The sequence below is a fragment of the Agromyces sp. NPDC057679 genome, from assembly GCF_042799635.1.
GTDB lineage: Bacteria > Actinomycetota > Actinomycetes > Actinomycetales > Microbacteriaceae > Agromyces.
The window spans coordinates 791,566-813,681 of record NZ_JBHVIK010000001.1 but is presented as its reverse complement, the minus strand read 5'-3'; the positions used below and the strand labels follow the sequence as shown (position 1 = coordinate 813,681).

The 22,116-nt window shown below is 71.4% G+C and carries 24 protein-coding genes; 12 read left to right on the top strand and 12 right to left on the bottom strand.

All coding sequences use genetic code 11. The annotated features are described in order from the left end of the window. Window position 1 precedes the first annotated feature (1 nt). Window positions 2-2,362 carry a beta-N-acetylglucosaminidase domain-containing protein gene (locus ACFVAJ_RS03640; RefSeq protein ID WP_376941437.1) on the bottom strand — a complete coding sequence of 787 codons (2,361 nt, stop codon included), beginning with the start codon at window positions 2,360-2,362 and terminating at the stop codon, window positions 2-4. Window positions 2,363-2,666: 304 nt separating this feature from the next. Between ACFVAJ_RS03640 and ACFVAJ_RS03635 the strand changes: the two genes are divergently transcribed. Next, a complete protein-coding gene (locus tag ACFVAJ_RS03635; RefSeq protein ID WP_376941436.1) occupies window positions 2,667-3,893 on the top strand; it encodes an ROK family transcriptional regulator in 1,227 nt (408 codons plus the stop codon). 21 nt (window positions 3,894-3,914) lie between these two features. Here ACFVAJ_RS03635 and ACFVAJ_RS03630 read toward each other — a convergent pair whose 3' ends face one another. Continuing rightward, the gene (locus ACFVAJ_RS03630; protein ID WP_376941435.1) at window positions 3,915-4,613 is read right to left on the bottom strand and encodes a helix-turn-helix transcriptional regulator; all 699 of its coding nucleotides are present in this window, start codon (window positions 4,611-4,613) and stop codon (window positions 3,915-3,917) included. Window positions 4,614-4,685: 72 nt separating this feature from the next. Between ACFVAJ_RS03630 and ACFVAJ_RS03625 the strand changes: the two genes are divergently transcribed. From ACFVAJ_RS03625 to ACFVAJ_RS03600, 6 genes are all read left to right on the top strand, one after another. Continuing rightward, window positions 4,686-5,426 (top strand): alpha/beta fold hydrolase, encoded by a 741-nt coding sequence (locus ACFVAJ_RS03625; RefSeq protein ID WP_376941434.1) that lies wholly within the window; start codon window positions 4,686-4,688, stop codon window positions 5,424-5,426. A gap of 68 nt (window positions 5,427-5,494) precedes the next feature. After that, window positions 5,495-5,917, top strand: a complete 423-nt coding sequence (locus tag ACFVAJ_RS03620) for a hypothetical protein (RefSeq protein WP_376941433.1) — start codon at window positions 5,495-5,497, stop codon at window positions 5,915-5,917. A 129-nt stretch (window positions 5,918-6,046) separates the two neighbouring features. Next, the gene (locus tag ACFVAJ_RS03615) at window positions 6,047-6,670 is read left to right on the top strand and encodes a carboxymuconolactone decarboxylase family protein (RefSeq protein ID WP_376941432.1); all 624 of its coding nucleotides are present in this window, start codon (window positions 6,047-6,049) and stop codon (window positions 6,668-6,670) included. Next, a complete protein-coding gene (locus tag ACFVAJ_RS03610; protein WP_376941431.1) occupies window positions 6,667-7,542 on the top strand; it encodes an RNA polymerase sigma-70 factor in 876 nt (291 codons plus the stop codon). Before ACFVAJ_RS03615 ends, ACFVAJ_RS03610 begins: the two co-directional genes overlap by 4 nt. Before the next feature lie 44 nt (window positions 7,543-7,586). After that, the gene (locus ACFVAJ_RS03605; RefSeq protein ID WP_376941430.1) at window positions 7,587-8,225 is read left to right on the top strand and encodes a hypothetical protein; all 639 of its coding nucleotides are present in this window, start codon (window positions 7,587-7,589) and stop codon (window positions 8,223-8,225) included. Window positions 8,226-8,253: 28 nt separating this feature from the next. Beyond that, window positions 8,254-9,150: a TerC family protein gene (locus ACFVAJ_RS03600; RefSeq protein ID WP_376941429.1), complete on the top strand. Its 897-nt coding sequence runs from the start codon at window positions 8,254-8,256 to the stop codon at window positions 9,148-9,150. 39 nt (window positions 9,151-9,189) lie between these two features. On the opposite strand, the gene ACFVAJ_RS03595 is transcribed toward ACFVAJ_RS03600, so the two are convergent. From ACFVAJ_RS03595 to ACFVAJ_RS03580, 4 genes are all read right to left on the bottom strand, one after another. Next, on the bottom strand, window positions 9,190-10,191 hold the full coding sequence (locus ACFVAJ_RS03595; RefSeq protein WP_376941428.1) for a hypothetical protein: 1,002 nt from the start codon (window positions 10,189-10,191) through the stop codon (window positions 9,190-9,192). A gap of 161 nt (window positions 10,192-10,352) precedes the next feature. Beyond that, window positions 10,353-10,793 (bottom strand): VOC family protein, encoded by a 441-nt coding sequence (locus tag ACFVAJ_RS03590; RefSeq protein ID WP_376941427.1) that lies wholly within the window; start codon window positions 10,791-10,793, stop codon window positions 10,353-10,355. A gap of 54 nt (window positions 10,794-10,847) precedes the next feature. Continuing rightward, the gene (locus tag ACFVAJ_RS03585) at window positions 10,848-11,198 is read right to left on the bottom strand and encodes a DUF805 domain-containing protein (RefSeq protein WP_376941426.1); all 351 of its coding nucleotides are present in this window, start codon (window positions 11,196-11,198) and stop codon (window positions 10,848-10,850) included. A gap of 34 nt (window positions 11,199-11,232) precedes the next feature. Continuing rightward, complete coding sequence (locus tag ACFVAJ_RS03580; RefSeq protein ID WP_376941425.1) at window positions 11,233-11,532, bottom strand: hypothetical protein; 300 nt, start codon at window positions 11,530-11,532, stop codon at window positions 11,233-11,235. A gap of 154 nt (window positions 11,533-11,686) precedes the next feature. Between ACFVAJ_RS03580 and ACFVAJ_RS03575 the strand changes: the two genes are divergently transcribed. Next, window positions 11,687-12,145 carry a nitroreductase/quinone reductase family protein gene (locus tag ACFVAJ_RS03575; protein ID WP_376941424.1) on the top strand — a complete coding sequence of 153 codons (459 nt, stop codon included), beginning with the start codon at window positions 11,687-11,689 and terminating at the stop codon, window positions 12,143-12,145. Window positions 12,146-12,221: 76 nt separating this feature from the next. Further along, a complete protein-coding gene (locus tag ACFVAJ_RS03570) occupies window positions 12,222-13,016 on the top strand; it encodes an SDR family NAD(P)-dependent oxidoreductase (RefSeq protein ID WP_376941423.1) in 795 nt (264 codons plus the stop codon). A gap of 23 nt (window positions 13,017-13,039) precedes the next feature. On the opposite strand, the gene ACFVAJ_RS03565 is transcribed toward ACFVAJ_RS03570, so the two are convergent. Both ACFVAJ_RS03565 and ACFVAJ_RS03560 read right to left on the bottom strand, forming a co-directional pair. Beyond that, on the bottom strand, window positions 13,040-14,551 hold the full coding sequence (locus tag ACFVAJ_RS03565) for a multicopper oxidase family protein (RefSeq protein WP_376941422.1): 1,512 nt from the start codon (window positions 14,549-14,551) through the stop codon (window positions 13,040-13,042). Then, the gene (locus ACFVAJ_RS03560; RefSeq protein WP_376941421.1) at window positions 14,535-15,011 is read right to left on the bottom strand and encodes a hypothetical protein; all 477 of its coding nucleotides are present in this window, start codon (window positions 15,009-15,011) and stop codon (window positions 14,535-14,537) included. Before ACFVAJ_RS03560 ends, ACFVAJ_RS03565 begins: the two co-directional genes overlap by 17 nt. 196 nt (window positions 15,012-15,207) lie before the next feature. On the opposite strand from ACFVAJ_RS03560, the gene ACFVAJ_RS03555 reads away from it, so the two are divergent. From ACFVAJ_RS03555 to ACFVAJ_RS03545, 3 genes are read left to right on the top strand one after another with little or no spacing between them, the layout of a single operon-like run. Next, window positions 15,208-17,331: a sensor histidine kinase gene (locus tag ACFVAJ_RS03555; RefSeq protein WP_376941420.1), complete on the top strand. Its 2,124-nt coding sequence runs from the start codon at window positions 15,208-15,210 to the stop codon at window positions 17,329-17,331. Beyond that, window positions 17,324-18,034, top strand: a complete 711-nt coding sequence (locus tag ACFVAJ_RS03550; protein ID WP_376941419.1) for a response regulator — start codon at window positions 17,324-17,326, stop codon at window positions 18,032-18,034. Before ACFVAJ_RS03555 ends, ACFVAJ_RS03550 begins: the two co-directional genes overlap by 8 nt. A 56-nt stretch (window positions 18,035-18,090) precedes the next feature. Next, window positions 18,091-18,441, top strand: a complete 351-nt coding sequence (locus tag ACFVAJ_RS03545; RefSeq protein ID WP_376941418.1) for a metallopeptidase family protein — start codon at window positions 18,091-18,093, stop codon at window positions 18,439-18,441. A 54-nt stretch (window positions 18,442-18,495) separates the two neighbouring features. Here the strand turns inward: ACFVAJ_RS03545 and ACFVAJ_RS03540 are convergent, their stop codons facing one another. The 4 genes from ACFVAJ_RS03540 to ACFVAJ_RS03525 all read right to left on the bottom strand — a co-directional run bounded on the left by ACFVAJ_RS03540 (window position 18,496) and on the right by ACFVAJ_RS03525 (window position 21,923). Further along, window positions 18,496-19,854, bottom strand: coding sequence for a low temperature requirement protein A (locus ACFVAJ_RS03540; protein ID WP_376941417.1), 1,359 nt, complete (start codon window positions 19,852-19,854; stop codon window positions 18,496-18,498). A 76-nt stretch (window positions 19,855-19,930) separates the two neighbouring features. Next, window positions 19,931-20,425: a hypothetical protein gene (locus tag ACFVAJ_RS03535; protein ID WP_376941416.1), complete on the bottom strand. Its 495-nt coding sequence runs from the start codon at window positions 20,423-20,425 to the stop codon at window positions 19,931-19,933. A gap of 83 nt (window positions 20,426-20,508) precedes the next feature. Further along, window positions 20,509-21,270 carry a PspA/IM30 family protein gene (locus tag ACFVAJ_RS03530; protein ID WP_376941415.1) on the bottom strand — a complete coding sequence of 254 codons (762 nt, stop codon included), beginning with the start codon at window positions 21,268-21,270 and terminating at the stop codon, window positions 20,509-20,511. Then, window positions 21,267-21,923: a hypothetical protein gene (locus tag ACFVAJ_RS03525; RefSeq protein WP_376941414.1), complete on the bottom strand. Its 657-nt coding sequence runs from the start codon at window positions 21,921-21,923 to the stop codon at window positions 21,267-21,269. The genes ACFVAJ_RS03530 and ACFVAJ_RS03525 overlap by 4 nt, the downstream gene beginning before the upstream one ends. Window positions 21,924-22,116 lie beyond the last annotated feature (193 nt).

Here is a 22,116-nt window from a genome sequence, read left to right as displayed (position 1 = left end):
CTCACTTCGCCGCGTAGATGCCGAACTCCCAGATCGAGTAGCCCCACGTCGTCTTGCGGTCGATGCCCTGCATGCGCACGTACTGCACCGGGTCGGCCTCGTCGAAGGTGAAGATGTCGAGCCCGCAGGTCGAGTCGTCGACCGTGCGGATCGTCGTCCACGTCGCCCCGTCCTTCGAGGTCTGCAGCTCGTACGCGTTCGCGCAGGCCGACTCCCAGTTGAGGGTGACGCCGCGCACGACGGTCGGCTCGGCGAGCTTCACCTGCACCCACGAGTCGTCGCTGTAGCCCGAGGCCCAGCGCGTCGTCGTCTTGTCGTCGTTGACGTTCGGCGCGCCGAACTGCGGCACCTCGACGCTCGACGCGGTCGCCGTGCCCTTCGGTGCGACGTTGACGACGTCACCCGCCTCCCACATCGCGAGCGTGAACCCGATGCGGCCGTGGAACACGTCGAGCACGCCGTCGGCGATGCGCACCTTGGCCTTGCCCCACGCGTTGTCGACGGGGTCGACGACGACCGCGGCGGCCGCGGCGGCCGTCGCCTTCGCCGACGCCGCGAGCTCGGTCGAGGATGCCTCGTCGCCGTCGATCCTCGCCTGCACGGCGTCGAGCAGTTCGACGGTCGCCGCGCCCCAGAGGGCGGTCGCGTCGAGCCACGGGCTCGCGTCGGCGACGAACGCCGCATCGGTCGGCCCGTTGCGGATCGCGTCGGGCGCGTCGGCGATGGCCGCCGCGTACTCGCGGAGGTCGGCGACCGCGCCGGCCTTGTCGCCGGCCTCCCAGCTCGCCCAGAACGCGGCGATCCGGGCGTTGAGCTCGGGCGACTGCGGCTGCCACGGCGCCCCGAAGCTCGGTGCGAGGTGGTTGAGGTCGGCGAAGACCCGCAGCGAAGCCGCCGTCGCGGCATCCCCGTTCGCGATGAATCGCAGTGCCTGCGACCAGTCGTGCGCGGCGTCGTACGCCTCGTCGTTCCAGGTGAAGTCGGCGACGCCGAAGATCGCGATCTTGCTCGCGGCGGCCTGGTTCATCGGGTTCGAGACGATGCCCGAGAGGTACTCGCCGAGCCCGGCCTCGCGCTTGTCGTACGGGGCGAGCAGCAGGCGGCCCGAGGTCTGGCCGTAGTCGTTGACCGGGTAGTTGTCCCAGAGGAAGGTCGGTCCGCCGAACACGGTGGCGGCCTTCTGCGCCTGTGCGACCGTGACCTCCTGCGGCACGACGCCCTCGCCGGTCCACATCACGACGACGTCCTCGTCCATGCCGCGCAGTGCGGTCTTGTAGCCCGAGTCGCTCGTGTTGTAGTACTCGGTCGGCACCATCTGCAGCGGCTGCACGCCCTCGTGCGTCTCGACGAACTCCTTCTGCACGCGGTCGAGGAACGAGGCCTGCGCGATGCCGGCGGTGCGCCCGCTCGGTGCGCCGAACGCGGTGCGGTCGCCGTCGCAGTGCCAGCGCCCGTAGTCGATGTCGTCGAGCGGGATGTTGAACGCCCGCACGCCGAGGTCGTACATCTGCTGCAGCTTGCCCGTCAGGGCCTGGTAGTCGGCGTCGCTCGAGTAGCAGACCGTGTTGCCGGGGGAGAGGGCGAAAGTGAATCGCACGTGGTTGTCGGTCGCGGTCTCCACGAGCTCGCCGAGCTCGGCGAGCTTGTCGGCGGGGTACGGGTCCTTCCACTTGTCGCGGTGGTACGGGTCGTCCTTCGGCGCGTAGATGTAGGTGTTCGCCTTGACGTCGCCGTAGAACTCGAGCTGGTCGAGGCGCTCCTCGTGGGTCCACGGGTTGCCGTAGAAGCCCTCGATCGTGCCGCGAAGCGGCATCGAGGGGAAGTCGCTGACCGAGGCGCCGGCGATGCGGTACCCGCCGTCGTCCTTCGGCACGAAGAGCTGCTCGAGGGTCTTGACGGCGTAGTACTGGCCGGCGGCGTCGACGCCGCCGAGCGCGACGGTGCCGAGCGGGCCCTTCGACGCATCGGCGCGGATCGCGTAGCCCTCGGCATGGGTCGGGACCTCGGTCTCGCCGAGCACCGAGCGGATGTCGCCGCGCGAAGCCGCACCCAGCTCGATCGTGAGCGGGGCCCGGCCCGACCGGGTGGCGCGTTCGTCGATGCGGTCGACGCCGTGCGCGGTCAGGGTCTCGCGGAGCGCTGCCAGCGCGGCGGCGTCGGTGCCGTCGTCGACGACGACCTCGACGCGCCCGGGCACGTTGAGGTCGGAACCGGCGCGGTCGATCGACTGCGGGGTGGGGCTCACGGCGGGCAGCGGTCCCGTTGGCGGGGCCGCGGCGGCCGGCAGCGGCACGAGCGCCCCGGCCAGGGCGACGGCGCAGACTCCTGCCGTGGCCAACGTCTTGCGAATTGATTGCATCATTGCCTCCAACTTCTCGACGATCGTGTGTGTCGCCCGAGCCACGGAGTCGTCGCCGCGCCGACGGCGCGCAGCACCGCGGATCGGCGGTAGGGCGCGCGGACGGGGCGGGGGAGTCCCGCGGCCAATCCCCGACCGCGGAACTCGTGCGACGGAGGAAATCCGTGCATCCGGCCCACTTTGTTGACTTAGTAAACTAAGTTGGGTCGAACCTAGGCGATCGCTGTGGACGCGTCAAGGGGCAAGATGTTCTCGTGCCCGGCAGCGCGGCCGGCGACCGTTTCGCCCGACCGAGGAGACGATGACCGTGAGCACCGCCAGTCCGCAGCGCCGATCCGCTCTCCTGCGCCGATTCGCGAGCGACGGGGTGCCCGACGCGCAGACGGTGATCCGCCGCGACAACCTGCTCCGGGCGCTCGGCCTCATCGCACGCGAGCCCGCGCCGGTCACCCGCGCCGTCATCGCGCGCCGCACAGGCCTCACCTCGGCGACCGCGTCGTCGCTCGTCGCCGAGCTCATCGAGGTCGGCCTCGTCACCGAGACCGGCCCCGCCGAGAGCACCGGCGGCAAGCGCGCGACCCGACTCGAGATCGACGGCGACACCCACCTCATCGTCGTCGCGGTGGTGCGCACGCGCGCCGTCGACACCGCGCTCGTCGACCTCGCCGGCCGCACGGTCGCGAGCCGTCGGGTCGACCACCCGGACGGGGTGGAGGTCTCGGCAGTCGTCGACGCGGTCCGCGAGATCACGAAGGGCATCGAGTCGCGCGTCCTCGCCGCCTGCGTGCAGGTGCCCGGGGTCACGGCCGACGGCGTCGTCGTCGACAGCGTGCAGCTCGGCTGGTTCGGGGTGCCGCTCGCGAGCCTGCTGGAGGAGGCGATCGACGCCCCGACCTCGGTCGTCAACGACGTCGACGCCGAGGCCCTCACCGAGGCCGCCGACGCCGGCGAGGGCGTGATCCGGCTCGTGGTGCACCTCGGCGAGGGGGTCGGCGCCGCCGTCACCAACGGCGGCACGCTGTTGTCGGGGGCCACCGGTCGGGCCGGCGAGATCGGCCACGTCCGGGTCGTGTTCGAGGGCGCTCGATCGACTTGCCGCTGCGGGCTGTCGGGATGCCTCGAATCGGCGGCCTCGATGAGCGCGATGCTCGGTGACGCCTACACCGACGAGCTCGACGGCCACGACACGAGCCTGCTCGCCTCGACCGCCGACGCCCGCGAGCGCATGGCGTTCGGCGCCCGCGCCCTCTCACGCGCGCTGCGCATCATGGCGGCCCTCCTCGACCCGCAGGAGGTCGTCATCGCGGGGGCGGCCCCGGCGCTCGGCCCGCACTTCCTCGGCACCCTGCGCGACGAGTACGAGATGTACCCGGCGAAGGGCACGGCGCCGGTGCCGATCCGCTACGGGCGAGCCGAACTCGGCCGCTACCTCGGCCCGGCGCGTTCCGCGCTCGCGCCGATCCTCGGCGACGCGCTGCCGCTGACGGAGCCGCAGCCCGCAGATCTCGCCCCGGTGGTCGACGAGGCGAGGTGACCGGAGCCGTCGAGAGGGCAGTCAGTCGTCACGTCCGTGCACCGGTCGTGCCGTCGCGGGTGGAGCTCCGATCTCGTCGACGGTGTGTCCGGTGCAGGGGAGTGCGGTGACCCGCGCCTGTTGCACTCGGGCGATCAGGAACCAGCGCATCGCGTCGCGCAGCCGGCACCAGCCGATCAGGTACCACTGCCCGCTCGTCGAGGCGAAGAGCACCGGTTCGACGTCGCGCGTCGTGCTCGTGCCGTCGGACGAGGTGTAGCGGATGCGGACCACCCGTTGTTCGGTCATCGCCTCCTCGAGCGCCGACCTGACGGCCCGCTTCGGAGTGGGCGGTGCGTCGACCCAGACGCGATCCGCCAGCCTTCGGGCTCTGGCCCGCGCGGCGGGATCGAGGACGTCGAGGATCTTCTGCACTCCCGAGGAGGCCAGGTCGGCGTAGGGAGCATCGGGGGCGGCGGACGCCGCCGCCAGGATCGCGACGGCCTGCGCGGGGCTCAGGCTGACCGGTCGAAGGCTGGCCATCTCCGTCAGCCCGTAGCCCCCACCGGGGCCGGGACGGGACCACAGGGGTGCGCCGCTGCGTTCGAGGGAGGCCAGGTCTCGCTTGATCGTGCGGACCGACACGCCGAACTCCGCCGCCATTCGCCCCGCGGTGTACCCGCGAGACCCTTGGCGGCGCAGCATCTCCGAGAGCGCGTGGAGGCGCTCAGCTCGTTTCACCAGAGCATCATCTCAAATTCGTGCCAGAAATAGTGACATCCCGTTGTCCAGGCAGACCGCGAGAGTGGAGACATGACGAATGACGAGCAGAACCCGACCATCTTCCTGATCCCCGGCCACTGGTTGGGGGCATGGGCCTGGGACGACGTCGCCCGGCACCTGCGCGGAGCCGGCCACCGCGCCACCGCGCTGACCCTGCCCGGGCTCGATTCCGACGACGCGCAGCGCGCTTCGAGGACCCTGGACGACCAGGTGGACGCGATCGAACGTGCGCTGGCCCAGGACGCTGCGACCGGACACGGCCCGGCGGTGATCGTCGCGCACAGCGGCGCCAACGCGCCGGTCAGCATGCTGCTCGACCGGCACCCCGACCTGCTCCGCCGCGTGGTCTGGGTCGACAGCGGCCCGCTCGCTCCGGGCAGCGTCTTCGCCCCCGATGCACCCGCCGATCTCGACGAGCTCCCGCTGCCCGCGTTCGAGGATCTCGCCGCCAACGCGAGCCTCGACGGGTTGAGTCCCGACGACCTCGAGCGGTTCCGTCGCCGGGCCGTTCCCGAGCCGGGCGCCGTTCTGCGCCAGACCGTCACGCTCACCGACGACGAGCGCCTCGACGTCCCCACGACGCTGGTGTGCTGCTCCATCACGAGCGGCCAGATCCGGGAGCTCGCTGCCGCGGGGCATCCGATGTTCGCAGAGGTGAGCAGGTTGACGCAGGTCGATTTCGTCGACCTCCCCACCGGCCATTGGCCCATGTGGAGTCGCCCCGTGGATCTCGCCCAGGTCATCGCCTCGGCCGTCTCCCCGGCGCGGTAGTCCGCAGGAGCGTTCGCTCCGAGCTGCGCCCGCGCTCGAACCGGTTCCCGCCCTCGTACAGTGAAGGGATGGACGCCTGCGCCGCCCTCGCCGACTCGATCGCCCGCCTCGCCGAGCGGGGCTACTCGAACCGGCGGTTCCTCAAGGAACTCGGGCGGATCGCCGGCGTGCGGCGCGGACCCCTGTGGCTGTTCGACGCGGCGGGAGGCGGCCGCAATCGCCTGCGCGGACGCGGCTTCCGCCTGGCCGTCGATGACGACACCGACGGCCAGGCGCGCCACTTCGCGGGCACCGTGGCCGTGACGGTCCGCATCGGCGGACGGCTCGCGCGATGGCTCACCGTCACGGTGCTCCGCGATACCCCCGACACCGCCGACGGTCGCCTGAGCGAGGAGGCGATCGAGTTCGTCCGCGCGATCCGCTCGGGCGAGCTCGCGCAGGCGGATGCCTCGGGCTGGGTGCGTCGCCGCCTCTGCCATGCCACGACGTGACGCCGTCGCGGTCGCCGAGAAGAGATTTCTGCGCGGATGTCACACGGCCGCCCCGGTCGGTGTCTTCATGTGCGACGGGATGATCCCGGGAACCGAACCCCGGGCCGTCGACGATCGCAGGAGGACACGATGACCACCCAGACCCGCATTCCGCCGACCGAGCTCACCGGCGTCTTCGGCACCGTCGTGAAGATCGCAGCCAAGCGCATGCTCGGCCAGGTGCCCGACTCGATGGGGGTGCTCGCGCACCATCCCGCCCTCATGCGCGCGTCGATGGGCATCGGCCGCAAGATCGAGGCCCTCGATGAGCTGGATCACAACCTCGCGAGCTACGCCGTGATGGCGACGGCGGCGTACATCGGCTGCAGTTGGTGCCTCGACTTCAACTACTACAAGGCGCACAACGAGGGGCTCGACGAGGCGAAGGCCCGGCAGGTGCCGGTCTGGCGCGAGGCATCCGTGTTCACGCCCCTCGAACGCAACGTCATGGAGTACGCCGAGGCGATGAGCCAGACCCCGCCCGCCGTCACCGACGAGCTGTCGGCGGCGCTGCTCGACGAGCTCGGTCCGGCCGCGCTCATCGAGCTCACCGCGAAGGTCGCGTTCATGAACATGAGCTCGCGCATGAACGTCGCCCTCGGCATCCATTCGGAGGGCTACGCCGACGCGTGCGAGCTGCCGCCGCTCGCGACGCGCGCGCCGGCCACGGCGACGACGGATGCCCCGGCCGAAGTCGTAGGCTCGGCGTCATGACCGACGACCCGTTCGTCACGCACCGGAGCCTCCTCTTCACCGTCGCGTACGAGATGCTCGGCTCGGCGGCCGACGCCGAGGACGTGCTGCAGGAGTCGTGGCTGCGCTGGAACGCCGTCGACCGTACGGAGGTGCGCGACGAGCGCGCGTACCTCGTGCGGATCGTGACACGGCAGGCGCTGAATCAGTTGCGCACCCGGTCGCGCCGGCGCGAGTCGTACGTGGGCGAGTGGCTGCCCGAGCCGCTGCTCACGAGCCCCGACGTGGCCGACGACGTCGAGCTCGCCGAGAGCGTCTCGATCGCGATGCTCACCGTGCTCGAGACGCTCGGGCCGACCGAGCGCGCGGTGTTCGTGCTGCGCGAAGTGTTCGACGTGTCGTACGACGAGATCGCCGATGCGGTGGGCAAGACGACGGCCGCGGTGCGCCAGATCGCGCACCGCGCGAAGGAGCACGTCGCCGCCCGGCGCCCGCGCGTGGCGGTCGACCGCGCGGAGCAGGAGGCCGTCGTCGCCCGGTTCGTCGCCGCGGTGAACTCGGGCGACCTGCAGGGCCTCATGGACGTGCTCGCACCCGACGTCGTCTCCGTCGCCGACGGCGGCGGCTTCGTGAAGGGGGCGGCTCGCCGCCCGATCGTCGGTGCCGACAAGATCGCCCGCTACCTGCTCGGCGGGCTCGCGAAGCTCGGCCTGCCGTTCGAGGCGCGGCCGACATGGGTCAACGGGCACCCGGCGATCCGCGGCGAGGTCGACGGCGCACTGGCGGGAGCGATCTGCTTCGAGGTCGAGGGCGGGCGCATCACGCGCATCTTCTCGATCGCGAACCCGTACAAGCTCGGCCACCTCGACGAGGAGGCCGAGCTCACACGCTGAGGCGTCGGCGCCTATGCTGGTGCTCCCGAACGAGAGGACCCGGCATGGCGACCCGCAAGACGACCGGTATTCGTCGATGGCTGCCGGTGGCGATCGCCGTCGTCTTCGGCGGCGTCTTCATCGCCCTGCAGGCCGCTCGCCTGGCGAACTCCGCCCAGCGGGGCGACGACCTCTTCGGTCCCCTCGTGATCGCAGTGGTCGTCGTCATCGTCGTCGTTGCGGCCGTGACGCTGTGGCTCGTGCTTCGATCCCGTGCGCGACAGTCTCGGCTCACCGCGGCCTTTCCGAGCGCCATGCAGTTCGCGTGCTCGGCCACCCCCGACTTCGCCCAGTCGGCCCGACAGCTCGGCGCCAGGGTGTCGTCGAGCGCGCTGGGCACCGTCGTCATCGTCGACGGCGCGCTGAGGTTCTTCGTTGGCGGTGCGGCGTCACCGGCGCTCGCGGTCCGCGTGCAGCAGATCTCGGCGATCGAGGTCGGCGAGACGCTCATGGGTGTTCGCTGGACGCCGGCCGTCGAGTTCGTCGTGCGGCATGAGGGCCGTGACATCCACCTCGCCCTCGTGCCGATCTCGCCTCGGGGCGCGCTCCGCCTCATCACCGAGGCGGAGACCGCGGCGATCGTGCAGGAGCTGCAGACGGAACTTCGTGCCGAGGTGCTTCGGTCGGAGCCCGCTCCCGCATAAGACCGCGGAGCCTCTCTACGATGAACGGGTGGACTTCTCCCTCGCCCTGACCCCCGACCTCATCGCCGTCTTCGTCACGCTGTTCGTGCTCGAGATCGTGCTCGGCGTCGACAACGTGATCTTCATCTCGATCCTCGCGTCGAAGCTGCCGAAGGAGCAGCAGGCGAAGGCCCGCAACCTCGGCCTGACGCTCGCGATGGTGATCCGCGTCGTGCTCGTGTTCTTCGCGGGCTGGATCATCACGCTGAAAGAAGACGTGGTCGTCTGGTTCGGCATGGGCTTCTCCGTGAAGGACTTCATCCTCATCGCCGGCGGGCTCTTCCTCGTCTACAAGGCCGTCACCGAGATCCACCACAAGCTCGAGGGCGCCGAGGAGGAGCACGGCGCCGCGCCGAAGCGCATCACCTTCGGCTCGGTGCTCGCGCAGATCCTCGCGCTCGACATCGTGTTCTCGCTCGACTCGGTGATCACCGCGGTCGGCATGACCGAGAACCTCGTCGTGATCGTCACCGTCGTCGTGCTCTCGTTCGCGATCATGCTGTTCGCGGCGCGCTTCATCTTCACGTTCGTGAACCGCCACCCGACGGTGAAGATGCTCGCCCTGTCGTTCCTCCTGCTGATCGGCGTGTTCCTCATCGCCGAGGGCTTCGGCGTGCACATCGACAAGGCGCTCATCTACGCGCCGATGGCGTTCGCCATCCTCGTCGAGGCGTTGAACCTCCTCGCCGCCTCGCGCAAGGCGAAGCGCGAGCAGCGCCGCCGCCAGCCGGTGCAGCTGCGTCCGCAGTACCCCGACGTCGACGAGTCGGTCGCGGTGTCGGCGGCGCTGTCGAAGGGCGAGCCGGGCGCCGGATCGGTCGGCCTCTCGAACCGCCCGGTCGAGGGCGAGCTGGATGCCTCGGAGGGGCGCGCCGGCCTCGGCTAGGCCTCGAGGAGCCCGACGACGAGCGTGTCGGGGCGGACGTCAGTCCGCCGGCAGCTCCAGCGGCTTGGCGGTGAGGAGCGCGTTCTTCGCGAGGTGGTAGATCTTGACCTCCAGGGTGTGCGGGCCGAGCGACTCGAGGTCGGGCGCCCAGATGTACGCGGTGCCGCTGTCGTGCTCGGTCGTCGGGGTGAACCGGATCCCGAGTCGGTCTGAGGCCCACCCGCTCGCCGCGTCGTCGCTGTGCACCGACCAGGTCAGCACCAGGCGCTCGCCGCGCAGCCAGTCGAGCCGGTAGTTCACCATGATGTTGTAGCCGTGCGGGTTCAGGGTGCCGTCCTCCTCGGAGGACTCGACCTCGGCGAGATCCGCCGCCAGTTGGGCCGCGGCCTCGTCCGTGGAAAGTGCGTCGCCGCCGGCATCGGACAGGTCGACGTTCTCGGGGACCGAGAGCAACGCGGTCGTCAACTCCTGGTCGGTCGGGTCGTAGCGTTCGACGCCGACGCTTCCGCCGAGCGACCGGAGCGCCTCGGCCCGCGGAACGAGGTCGAATCGGCGGGCGGGAGCCTCCGTGGGGTCATCGGTCTCGATGCCGGGCGTGGGCGGCGGGTTCGGGATCGGCGCCAGGGGTTCGGGGATGACCGGCGCATCCGAGGGCGTCGGGATCTCCTGGAGGGGATCGGCGGGATCGGCGGGATCGGCAGGATCGGCGGGATCGGCGGGGTCTGTTCCCGCGTCGTCGAGCTCGTCGCCGGTCCCGGGAGACGGCGCGGGAGCTGCGACCAGGTCGATCGTCATTCGGCCGGGTGGCATGCCCTCCGGCGTCGATGTGAGGCCCTCGGTCGCTTCGTCGAAATCGAAATCGTGCAGCTTCTGTTCGCCGATCATCGTGAGCTCGGCCGACGCCTGCTCGCCCTGGTCGGGACTGAAGAAGAGATTCCACACGCCGATGACGGCGAGGATCGCGCCGGCGAGCGCCCCGGCGGTGAGCACCAGCCCCTTGACCTGCTGCCAGCCGGTCTTCGTCTCAGCGGTGGATGACATGGTCACCTCCAGCACCGGGCTCGACCGTCGGGGTCGTACGCGGCGGAGAGTGCCCTCGTCGCGGTGGGAGCCCGTACCTGCAGACTCCTCCGGTGCTGGAGGCGCGTCAACCGGGATGGCACTGAGGTGCGGGCGGCAGCGTGCCCGCTCGCAGCCGGCCCTCAGCCCAGCCGCTCGGCGAGCGCCACGATGATGCCGGCGGGGCCGCGGAGGTAGCAGAGCCGGTAGATGCCCTCGTAGTTCGCGATCTCGCCGAGGAGTTCGGCGCCGTGCCCGCGCAGGCGGGCGACGGTGTCGTCGACGTCGTCGACGGCGAACATCACGCGGTGGAGGCCGAGCGTGTTCGGCGGCGGGTTCGGCGGTGACATCTCGGATGCCGCGGGCTCGAGGTACTTCGCGAGCTCGAGCCGGCCGTGGCCGTCGGGCGTGACGAGCACGGCGATCTCGCTGCGGATGCCGTCGAGCCCGACGGTCTGGTCGGCCCAGGGGCCTTCGATCGGAGCGCGGCCCTCGACGGCCATGCCCAGCTCGACGAAGAAGGCGACCGCGGCGTCGAGGTCGTCGACGACGATGCCGACGTTGTCCATCCGTTGAATGGTCATGGGGGTGAGCCTACGCCCGGGGTGCGCGGCGCGCAGCGGGTGCCGTGCCCGCGATCAGGCGGTGACGACGCCCGGCTTGCCCGGCTGCGAGAGCATGATCGCGAGCACGATGAGCCCGGCGATCGGCACGAGCAGCCAGAACACGTGGCCCCAGCTCTGGCCGGTGTCGCGCAGGCGTCGCACGATCACGGCGAGCGTCGGCAGCAGCATGGCGATGCCCCAGAGGCTCGAGAGCACGGCGCCGAGGCTCGACGCATCGCCGATCGGAATCACGTTGAACACGCCGAGCGCGGCCGCGACGAGGGCGTAGAAGAGGATCCACCACCAGAACTCGGGCCGAGCGGCCCGCCCGTTGAAGTCGGCGTACTTGCGCAGCACCGTCGTGATCGCGTCGCCGAATGACATGGGCGTCCTCTCCGGGGGTCGGTTCAGGGACATCCTATTCAGCTGGGCGGAAGCGCCCGCGAAGGAACGGCAGCGCGGGCGCGCGGTAGACGAGCGCTGCGGGATGCCCCGGCGCGAGCGTGAACTCGGCCGCCCCGAAGCGCCAGACCCGGTTGAAGAGATAGGCGCCGACGACGGCCGGCTCGTCGGTGCGGACCTGCCAGGTTCCGACGCCCCATTGGCTCGGCTGGCCGCGCCCGTCGATGACGAGGGTCGGCTTGACGCCCCAGTAGAGCGCGAACCAGGGCTTGTGCAGCGTCAGCTCGATGCGGCGGGTGGTGGGGGCGTCGGTCACCCGGCGAGTCTAGGCGTCCCCGTGAGGCATCGGTCACCCGGCGAGCCTCGGCGGTCAGGACCCCCTGATTCGACGGAATTCGGTGTGCCGCGCGGGCCGAATCGGCGGGATGATTGAGGTGGAGCAGCACTCGCCACCGAGAGGAGGCGATCCGATGGCATTCGACACGCCGAACGGTACCCACGGGGCGCATCAGCCGGCCCGCAACCGGTTCGAGCAGTGGGCCAACCAGCGCATGGCCGAGCGGATCCGCCACAAGGGCGACCGTCGCGGCACCAAGCTGGCGCTCGTCACGGTCGGTCGCCGCACGGGCCTCGAGCGGGTGACGCCGGTGCGGTGGTTCCCCGCCGGTGGCGGCGCGAGGTACATCGTCGCGTCGGCGAACGGCGCCCCGCAGAACCCCGCCTGGTACTACAACATCGCCGGTCACCCCGATCAGGTGCGCATCGAGTTCGCGGGGCGGCGCATCGACGTCGTCGCCGAGCAGCTGCACGGCGCCGAGCGGGCCGCCGCATGGGCGCAGATCACGGCGACGGCCCGCGGCTTCGAGCGGTACGAGCGCATCACCGACCGGGAGATCCCGGTCATCGTGCTCCGGCCGCGCGAAGCCTGAACTGCAATCGAACGATTGCATCTCCCGCACGCATGTGCAACCATGAAGTTGCATATTGACGAAGGGGAGGTGCGACATGCTGCTCGAGCACAAGGTGGCCGTGATCCACGGCGGCGGCGGGTCGATCGGGGGCGCGGCGGCGCGGGTGTTCGCCCGCGAGGGCGCACGGTTGTACCTCGCGGGGAGGAGCCTGCCACGCCTCGAAGCCGCGGCCACCGCGGTCAGAGCGGAGGGGGCCGACGTCGCGATCGCCGTCGTCGACGCGATGGACCAGGCCGCGGTCGACCGGCACGTCGACGAGGTGGTCGCCGCCGCCGGCCGCATCGACGTCGCCCTCAACGCCGTCGGCTTCGACCACGTGCAGGGCCTGCCGATCGCCGAGACCTCGCTCGACGACTACCTGCACCCCGTGGTCGGGTACCTGCAGACGAACTTCGTGACGGCGAAGGCGGTGTCGCGGCCCATGATCGCGCAGCGGGGCGGCGTGATCCTCACGATCTCGACGCCGGGCGCCCGGCTCACCGGCCGCGGGCTCATCGGCAACGCCGCGCAGTCGGCCGGACTCGAGGGGTTCTCGCGCGCGCTCGCCGGCGAACTCGGGCCCGACGGGGTGCGCGTGGTCTGCGTGCGGCCGCACGCCATGTCCGACGCGGTCGCCACGTCGTACACGGGCGAGATGTTCGGGCGCATCGCGGCGGCCGGCGGCATCCCGATGGAGGACTGGCTGACCGGGCTCGAGGGCATGACGATGCTCGGACGGCTGCCCACCCTCGACGAGATCGCCGAGTACCTCGCGTTCGCAGCCTCCGACCGTGCCCGGTCGATGACCGGCGCGATCGCGAACCTCTCGGCGGGGGCGCTCGTCGACTGAGGCGGCGGGCCGCGCCGCTGCGGTCACTCGGGCCGGTTGCCCGCGTCGCCGTTGATCGTGAACGGCGTCGTGATCCCGTCGTACATGACGTGGGCGATGAGTCCGTCGACGGCGTGCGGGAGGGTGTGGCAGTGATCGCTCCAGATGCCGGGGTTGTCGGCGACGAACGCGATGTCGTACGACTCGCCGGGGTGCACGTCGAGCGAGTCGACGATCCACGGGCTGCCCGAGGCCGCGACGCCGTCGCGTGAGAGCACGACGACGTGGTGGCCGTGCAGGTGCATGGGATGCACGTCGCCCGAGTCGTTGCGGAGGTGCATCACCACGACGTCGCCCTCGGTCACCGCGAACATCGGCACGTCGGGGAACATGCGCCCGTTGATCGTCCAGAAGTTGCCGGGGCGACCGTCGATGAGACCGAAACGGCGGGCGATGACGTAGTCGTACGAGCGGTCGGGCGAGGCCGGGTCGAAGTCGAGCGGGGCAGGGGCGCCGTAGGCGAGGAGGTCGAGGGTCTTCGCGGGCTGGCGCACCGGCGGCGCGGAGTCATCGGCGTCCGAGACCGCGCCGATGAGGAGGCTCCGGGCGCCGCCGACGTGCAGGCGCGCCGCGCCGCGATCGGGCGCCACGACCGTGACATCCGCCCGCCCGCCCGCGGGGATGAGCAGGCGCTGCCCGTCGACCTCGCCCGGTTCGTGCACCTCGTGCCCGTCGGTCGCGGCGACGCGGAACGGGACGCCCGCCCACACCGCGGCGGTGCCCTGGTCGGTGTTGACGACGCGCACCCGGACCGTCGTGCCTGGAGTTGCGGCGATGCGCTCGTCGGCGACGCGACCGTTGAGCGTGTGCTGGCCGCCGTAGATGTGCAGCAGGGCGGTGCGGTCGAGCTCGCGGGCGGCATCGGGTCGGGCGGCGGTCTCGGCCGGCTCGATCACGATCGCCCCGAGCAGGCCGCGTTCGACCTGCACGTGCGAGACCTGGTGCGAGTGGTACCAGTAGGTGCCGGCGTCGTGTGCCTCGAAGCGGTAGACGTGCCGACCGCCGACCGGCACGGCGTCCTGCGTGATGCCCGCGACGCCGTCGGCCGCGTTCGGCACGTCGATGCCGTGCCAGTGCAGCGTCGCACCGTCGGCCACCGACTCGTTGACGAGCACGACCTCGACGAGGTCGCCCTGGCGGGCGCGGATCTCGGGCCCGGGCGAGGTGCCGTTCACCGTGTAGCCCTCGATCGACCGGCCTCCGGGCACCTCGACGGTGCCCTGCCGGGCGACGAGCTCGACGCGCACGTCGGCGGGGCGGTCGGGCGCCGTCAGCGCGGTCACGCTGACGGCGCCGGATGCCTCGGCCGCGCCGTGTCCACCGGGTGCACCCGCACCGTGGCCGCCGTGGCCGGCGTGCCCGTCGCCCGAGCCCATGTCCATGACCGAGTACTCGCCGAGCAGCGTGGAGCTCCACGCGAGCGCACCGGCGCCGAGCGCGGTCGCGACCGCGACGCCGACGACGGCGCATCGCAGGAGATCACGCCGAGACGGCATCGCTCGTCGCCTCCTCGGGGCTCGCCGCCTCGGTCCGGCGCGCGCGGCGCACCCGGAGGGCGGCGACCGCACCGGCGACGACGATCGCGAGGGCGTTCGCGCCGTGGATGATGCCGAGGTACGGGGAGCCGACGATCGAGAACCCGAGCGTCACCTGCAGCACCACGAGCCCGAGCGTGATCGCCGCCCAGAGCTTGGCGCCGCGAACACGGACGAAGAACGACACGACGAGCAGCGCGACCGCCACGAGTGGAATCAGCACGCCGCCCACGAGCCCGTGGACCAGGAATCCCATCTCGCCGACGCCGGCAGCCTGGAAGCTCTCGAGCAGCGCCTTGTCGACGACGCCGCCTTCGGCGATGAGGTTGAGCATGCCGCCGAACGCGAACGCGATCGCGGCGGCCTGGACGACGACGGCGCCCGACACCGTCCAGGCGAGGCCCGAGTACAGCTTGCGCATGATGCCTTCTCCTCAGTGCGGCGCCGATGCGCGGCATCCGCTCGTGTTTCACGCTCCTCGGCGGGCGACCGCGCCGGAACGCAGGTGACCCGATGCGGCATGGCAGCCGGCCGCACACGCAGTGGGGGTCTGCTGCTAAGGGCGGGCCGGGGCGGGCCCCCTCCCGCCGAGCGCGCGAGAGGAGGACGATGGAAGCGTGGAACGCAGGTGGGTGTGCCTGGCGACGCTCGGCCCGATCGGGGTCGCGGCCCTGGTCTACATCGTCGTCGCGCGCGGCTTCGTCGAGGGGCAGGCCGACCACACGCTCGCGTGGCCCATGCTCGGGGTCCTGCCGATGTTCGTCTTCGGCATCTGGCTGCTCACGGTCTCGGCGTCGCGCACGGCCGTTCTGGTCGCGCTCGCCGCGACGGCGATGCTCGTCAGCGCGGCCTACGAGACCCTCATGCTGCAGAACCCCCAGCTCGCCGCCCAGCCGTGGTTCCCGCTCGTCAACGGGATCGGGCTGACCGCCGACGGCACCGCGACGGCGGCGTTCCTGATGGTGTTCGCGACGTTCCCCGACGGCGTCGTCGAGCACCGATGGCAGCGGATCGCGGTCGTGTTCCTCTGGCTGCCCCTGCTCGCCGCCCCGCTGACGCTCCTCACGACCCCGCACGTCGTGATGTCGCCGTACATCGGCATCAGCGGTGACGCGGTCCCGAATCCGTACGCGGTGCCGTGGCTCGAATGGGCGGCGCCCGCGGTGCACTACCTCGTCGTGCAGTCGTGGGTGGCCGTGGCGATCGGGCTCACCGTGCTCGGCACCCGGGCGCTGTTCGGCGCCCCCGAGGTGCGCGCCCGCACGCGGGTCATGGCCCTCGTGGTCGCCGGCGCGATGGTCGCCTTCGCGCTCTGGACGTTCTTCGACAACTGGTTCGTCCAGGTGCTGGTGTACGCCTCGCTCATCGCGATCCCCATCGCCGCGATCCACGGCATCCTCAGCTACGGCGCGTTCGACATCGCACCCGGTGATCGCGGCCGGCTCGTCGCGCGGTCGTCGAATCTGCTCATCACGGTCATCTACGCGGCCGCCGTCGCGACGCCGGCGTTGCTGCTCGCCCCGCCGCTGCGCGCCGTGCCGGCGATCCTCATCACCACGCTGCTCGCCGTGGCGCTGCTGCCCGTGCGCACCTGGCTGCAGCGCCGGCTGCACCGCCGGCTCTTCGGCGACCGTGAGCGACAGCTCGAGATGCTCGGTGAGCTCGGTGCCCGGCTCGAGCAGGCGGTCGAGCCGCGCGAGCTGCTCACGCGACTCGCCGAGGCGGTGCGCGAGGGGCTGGATGCCTCGTGGGTGCGCATCGGACTCGTGGCGGCCGACGGCGATCTCGCACCGATGCCGAGCGAGGTCGCGGGAGCGAGCGCGGGTGCGGCCGCGGCCGACGAGGCAGCCGCCGACGCGTGCGACCTCGTGCACGGCGACGAGCTGCTCGGGCGCATCGAGGTCGGGCCGCGGCGGCGCGGGGAGTACGGCGAGGCCGAGCGGATGCTGCTGCGCACCGTCGCGGGTCAGGCCGCGGCAGCCGTGGCGAACGTTCGCCTGGCGGCGCAGCTGGCCGAGCAGCTCGACGAGCTCACCGCCTCGCGCGAACGGCTCATCGCCGTGCAGGACGACGAGCGCCGACGCCTCGAGCGCGACCTGCACGACGGAATCCAGCAGGACGTCGTCGCCCAGATCGCGGGACTCCGGCTCGCCCGCAACCGGCTGCAGCGCGGCGAGCTCACCTCGGCGGAGCTCGAGGAGCTGCAGGAGCAGGCCCGTGCCACGCTCACCGACCTGCGAGAGCTCGCACGGGGCATCCACCCGCCGGTGCTGAGCGACAACGGGCTCGCCGCCGCTGTCGAGTCGGGGGTGGCGCGATTCCCGATCCCGCTCACCGTCGAGGCCGACGATCGCGTGCGCGGCGAACGGTTCTCGGACGACGTCGAGACCACGGCGTACTACGTCGTGCGGGAGGCGCTCGCGAACACCGCCAAGCATGCGAACGCGACGCACGCCTCGGTCGGGCTCGCGCGCGACGACGGGCGGCTGCGCATCGCGATCGCCGATGACGGCTGCGGCATCGATGCCGAGCAGGCGGCGGCCGCGCGGGCGTCGGGGCACGGTGCGAACGGCGTGCCGGTGTCGCACGGCGGCCTCGCGAACATCCGCGACCGGGTCGCGGCGCTCCGCGGCACCATGCGCGTCTCGGCGAACGAGCCGTCGGGCACGATCGTGACGGTCGAGCTGCCCGTCGACGGCGTCGCCGCCGGGACCACGTCGGAGGGGGTGGCCGTTGGCTGAGCCGGAGGTGCTGCGCGTCGTCATCGCCGAGGACAACTACCTCGTGCGCGAGGGCGTGCGCCGGCTGCTCGAGGACTCGGGCGAGGTCGACGTGGTCGCGTCGGTCGGCAGCGGCGTCGAGTTGCTCGACGCGGTGCGCCGGCTCGCACCGCACGCGGTGCTGACCGACATCAGGATGCCGCCGGGCCACCACATGGAGGGCATCGATGCGGCGCACGCCATCCGGGCCTCGACCGACTCGACCGGGGTGGTCGTGCTCTCGCAGCACGCCGACGAGAGCTACGCGCTGGCGCTGTTCGCCGACGGCTCGGCGGGGCTCGGGTACCTGCTGAAAGACCGCATCGGCGACCTCGAGGATCTCGTGCACGCCCTCCGCGAGGTGTGCGCCGGTGGCTCGGTGATCGACCCGCAGATCGTCGACACCCTGGTTCGTCGTCGCAGCGCGGTCGGGGCGTCGAGTCCGCTCGCGACGCTCTCGCCGCGCGAACTCGAGGTGCTGCGCCAGATGGCCGCCGGCAAGACGAACGCCGGCATCGAGCAGGCACTGTTCCTGTCGACGTCGACCGTCGAGAAGCACGTGAACGCGATCTTCACGAAACTGCGGCTGCCCGAGTCGGGCGTGCACCGGCGGGTGGCCGCGGTGCTCGCGTTCCTGCAGAGCGACGGGGGCGCGGGGCATCCCGCCCAGGAGGGCTCGGCCTGACTTCGCTGCACGCGAACGGGCGCCGTGGCCCGTCGTTCGGCGCGCACAATGGGCAGATGGTCGAGATCTCCGACGACGAGTTCGAGCAGATGGTCTCCGAGGTGTTCGACGCGCTGCCCGACGACATGGTGCGCGGCGTCGAGAACGTCGCGATCCTCATCGCGGACCAGCCGCCGGGGGAGCGGCCGCGGCTCTACGGGCTGTACAGCGGTCGCCCGCTGAAGACGCGCGGGGTCTACGGCTTCGGCGAGCTGCCCGATCGCATCACGCTCTTCAAGAACAACATGCAGGCGCACAGCGCCGACCTCGACGCCCTGCGCACGCGGGTGCGCATCACGATCGTGCATGAGATCGGGCACTACTTCGGGCTCGACGACGCGAAGCTCGGCGAACTCGGCTGGGCGTAGCCGCTCGTCGCCACTCGTCGCCGAGGACGCGAGTGCGGCGAGGGCGGTGAGCGATCAGGTGGATGCCTCGGCCGCGTCGGTCGCGGCGTGCCGTTGGTCGATCTCTGGCTCGAGCAGGTGCCGCTTCGCCGCCTGCAGCGTGTGCGAGTAGCCGACGAGTTCGTGGCCGACGACCTCGATGACGCACGACAGCGACACCAACCCGATCACCGTCACGAGAGCCGTGAGGTCGCCACCGGGCTCGAGGTCGATCGGCGCCCCCGCGTCGACGACGGCCGCGATGATCACCGCGGCGACGAGCGGCACGAGGTTGCAGATGAACAGCGGCACGTGCGTGAAGTCCATCGAGCGCATGAGCACGCTCCAGATGAGGAAGACGAGCACGACCACGCACGCGACCGGCACCGCGAGGGCGAGGGTGATCTGCAGCAGGCTGAGCTCCTGGTGCTCGACCCCGAGCGCGGCGACGTGGAGCCCTGCGCCGACGGCGGCGATCGCGCCGAACAACGGCAGGTGCACGTATCGCCAGCCCCAGGTGCGTTCGGGCCATCGTTCGAGGATGGTGCGCGACGGGATCAGGTAGTACGCCCACCAGAGCCCGGCGGCGATCAGGAGCCCGGCTGCGACGATCGCGACCGCCGCGACCGACCACCCCTGCTCGGCGACGAGGGCGCCGACCGCCGCGACGGTTCCCGCGATGACCTCGCCGATCGTGATGAGCGTGAGCAGCCCGAACCGCTCGGCGATGTGGCCGGCGTTCCAGGGGGCGCGGCCGTAGCGGCGTTCGATGACGAGCGGTGCGATGAGCTCGGCGACGGCGAGCACGGCGATCGCCGCGACCGTCGCACCGGCGGGGATGCCCGGGACGGTCGTGAGCAGCCAACCGACTTGCGCAACTGCGATCACGACCGCGTAGGCGACGGAGGTGCGCCGATGGGCCGGATCCTCGCGCGCCGCGCGCAGCCAGAGCGCGATGAGCGGCACGCGCATGACGATGTAGCCGGCGACGAGCAGCATGTTGTTCGGGCTGGCGCCGTGCGCGGCATCCTCGAAGCTGACGGGCAGCCCGAAGACGAAGATGACGACGCCGACCATCTGCGCGACGACGGCCGCCCGCACGAGCGCGTCGTCGTTGTCGTATGCCGACGAGAACCAGGTGAAGTTGAGCCACGCCCAGGACACCCCGAAGATCGCGAAGAGGTACGCGCCGATGCCGGGACCGACCTCGCCGACGAACAGCGCGTGCGCGAGCTCGTCGGCCGCGGCGGCGAACGCGATGACGTACGTCAGGTCGTAGAGCAGCTCGAGCGGCGTGACGGCGCGATGCGGTTCGTCGGGGTTGCGGCCCGACATGGGTCGCAGGCGATGCCTGAGGTCGAGCCGGAGCTGCGCGGTGAGGGTCGGCGTCGTCATGGGGCCATGATGCGCCCGTGCGGGCCGCGCGTCGAGACCCGCGGCGTGCTCCGTCGGTCGGATCGCGCCGAGACGGCTACGGAGTGATGTCGACCTCGACGTGGCCGAAGGTGAACGGGATCATGAAGGGCTCGCCGGGGCTCGGCGGATCGAGCGGGATCGCGAAGAACGAGACCATCGTCAACGCCGCAAAGGCGAGTGTGCCGGCGATCATGACGACCACCGCGCGGTCGATGACGCGGAGGGCGGATGCCTCCGTGCGCCCTGGGCGGAGGACGAGCGTGATCGCCACGATGACGGTCACCGCGATCGCGACGAACACGATCGCGCTCGGTCGCAGGTTGAGTTGCACGCACGTCGGTGCGATGTCGGCGGGACTGCCGTTCACCTCCATGAAGCCGTCGGTGGGCGAGCCGCCCACGCAGCCGCCCTTGCTCGCCGTGCCGACGAACGAGTAGACGAGCGCCGTGGAGAGCGCCGAGAAGATCATCCCCCGGATGCGGCGGATGATCGTCGCGCCCGGCAGGGTCGAGAGGGCGGCCGCCGCCGGTCGGTCGAGCGTGTCGGGCATCGCATCTCCAGTCGCGTCAGGCTTCTGGCATCGTGGCAGCCCGGACGGCGGCGGGGCAACCCCGCGATTCGCTCCCGGCTCGGCTACTGCCCGATGCTCAACCACCCGTCGGGGCCCTCGCGGTGCTGCTGCGAACTCGGGGCCGACGAGTCATCCTGCTTCATCGCCTGGAGCTGGCGATCGACCTCGGCCTTCGCCGAGAGCACCGCGAGCTGGCGCTCGATGTCGGCGTCGGGGGCGGCGGTGAGGTCCTTCAGCGCTCCGCTCGCGAGCAGCTCGTCGGTCGCGGCGGCGCGCGCCTGCATCTGCGCGACGCGGTCCTTCGCGCGGTCGAGGCTGGCGCCGACGTCGTCGATGCTCGATCCGATACCGGCGACCGCCTCGTTCGCCTTCACCTGCGCTTCGGAGGCGGTGTAGGTGGCCTTGATCGTCTCCTTCTCGACGCGGAACGCGGCGACCTGCTCGGAGAGCTGGCGCTCGCGCTGCTGCAGCTGCGCGGTCTGCTGCTGCATCGAGGCGTACTGGTCCTGCAGCTTCGAGACCTGGGATTCGAGCAGTGCGCGGCGCTCGAGTGCCGCCCGGGCGAGGTCTTCGCGGCCCTGCGCCATCGCCTCGCGGGCCTGCTCGCCGAGGCGCTGGTAGCGGGTGCCCATCTCCTGCCCCTGCAGGTCGATGCGCTTCTTCGCCGTCGCGACGTCGGCGACCGCCAGGCGCACCTGCTGAAGCAGTTTCACCTGCTGCTCGTAACTGTCGTCGAGCGTTTCACGCGGGTCCTCGATCTTGTCGAGGGCCTTCTTGGTCTTGCTGCGGAAGATGGTGCGGACGCGTGAGGTGTTGTCGCTCATGGTCGGGTCTCCTTCAGGTCGAACGTCGGATTCGGGCGCCGCACGGCGCTCGCGGATCGGGTCGGCGGTCGTGCCGGCGGTCGGGTCGGGGCGACGACTTCATCGCGGCGGTTGAGGCGCTGGAGCTCTTGCACCCCGGCGGCGAGGGCGGCGACCTCACGCTCCATCTCGGAGTGCAGGGTTCCGAGCGTGTCGTCGGTGGATCCGGCGAGCCCCGCCGACACCGCTGCGCGCAGTCGGCGCACGAGCGACGTCACCTGCTCGACGCGATCGTCGGCCAGCGGCAGCTCGCGGGCGAGCACGGCCTGGTCGGTCTCGCTCTCGAGCAGCCGCAGCTGCAGGTCGAGGGCCTCGCCCTCGGTCGCGATGCGCCCGAAGAGCCGCGGCAGTTCGCCGTGCGCGCCGCCGCTCTGCGCGGCGAGGTCGATCGCGGCTCGGCCGCTGTCGAGCGTCTCGGCGAGGCGCACGCGGAGGGTGAGCACCTTTCGACGCGGGCCGCGGCTGAAGCCGGCCCGCGCGCGCAGCGCCGTCGCGGCGACCGCGCGGTTGCGGCGGATGCGCCGGAAGACGGCGCGCGCCACCAGCACGACCGTGAGGATCGAGACGGCGACGAAGACGAGGAACGCGATGACTATGCCGAGCAGCACCTCCACGGCTCCCACCTCCCACCGGGGCGCCCGAGGGCATCGTGCACGACGAGCCGTCGTTCGTGATTCACGTTCATGTCTCCGCCTTCGTCGAGCCGAGACGCGGCTTCAGAGCCACGTCGGAAACGCGATATAACGCAATCTACGCTTGCTCTCGCCGAAGCCCTAGCCCTCTCTGCGAATTCAGAGCCGGGGCGGA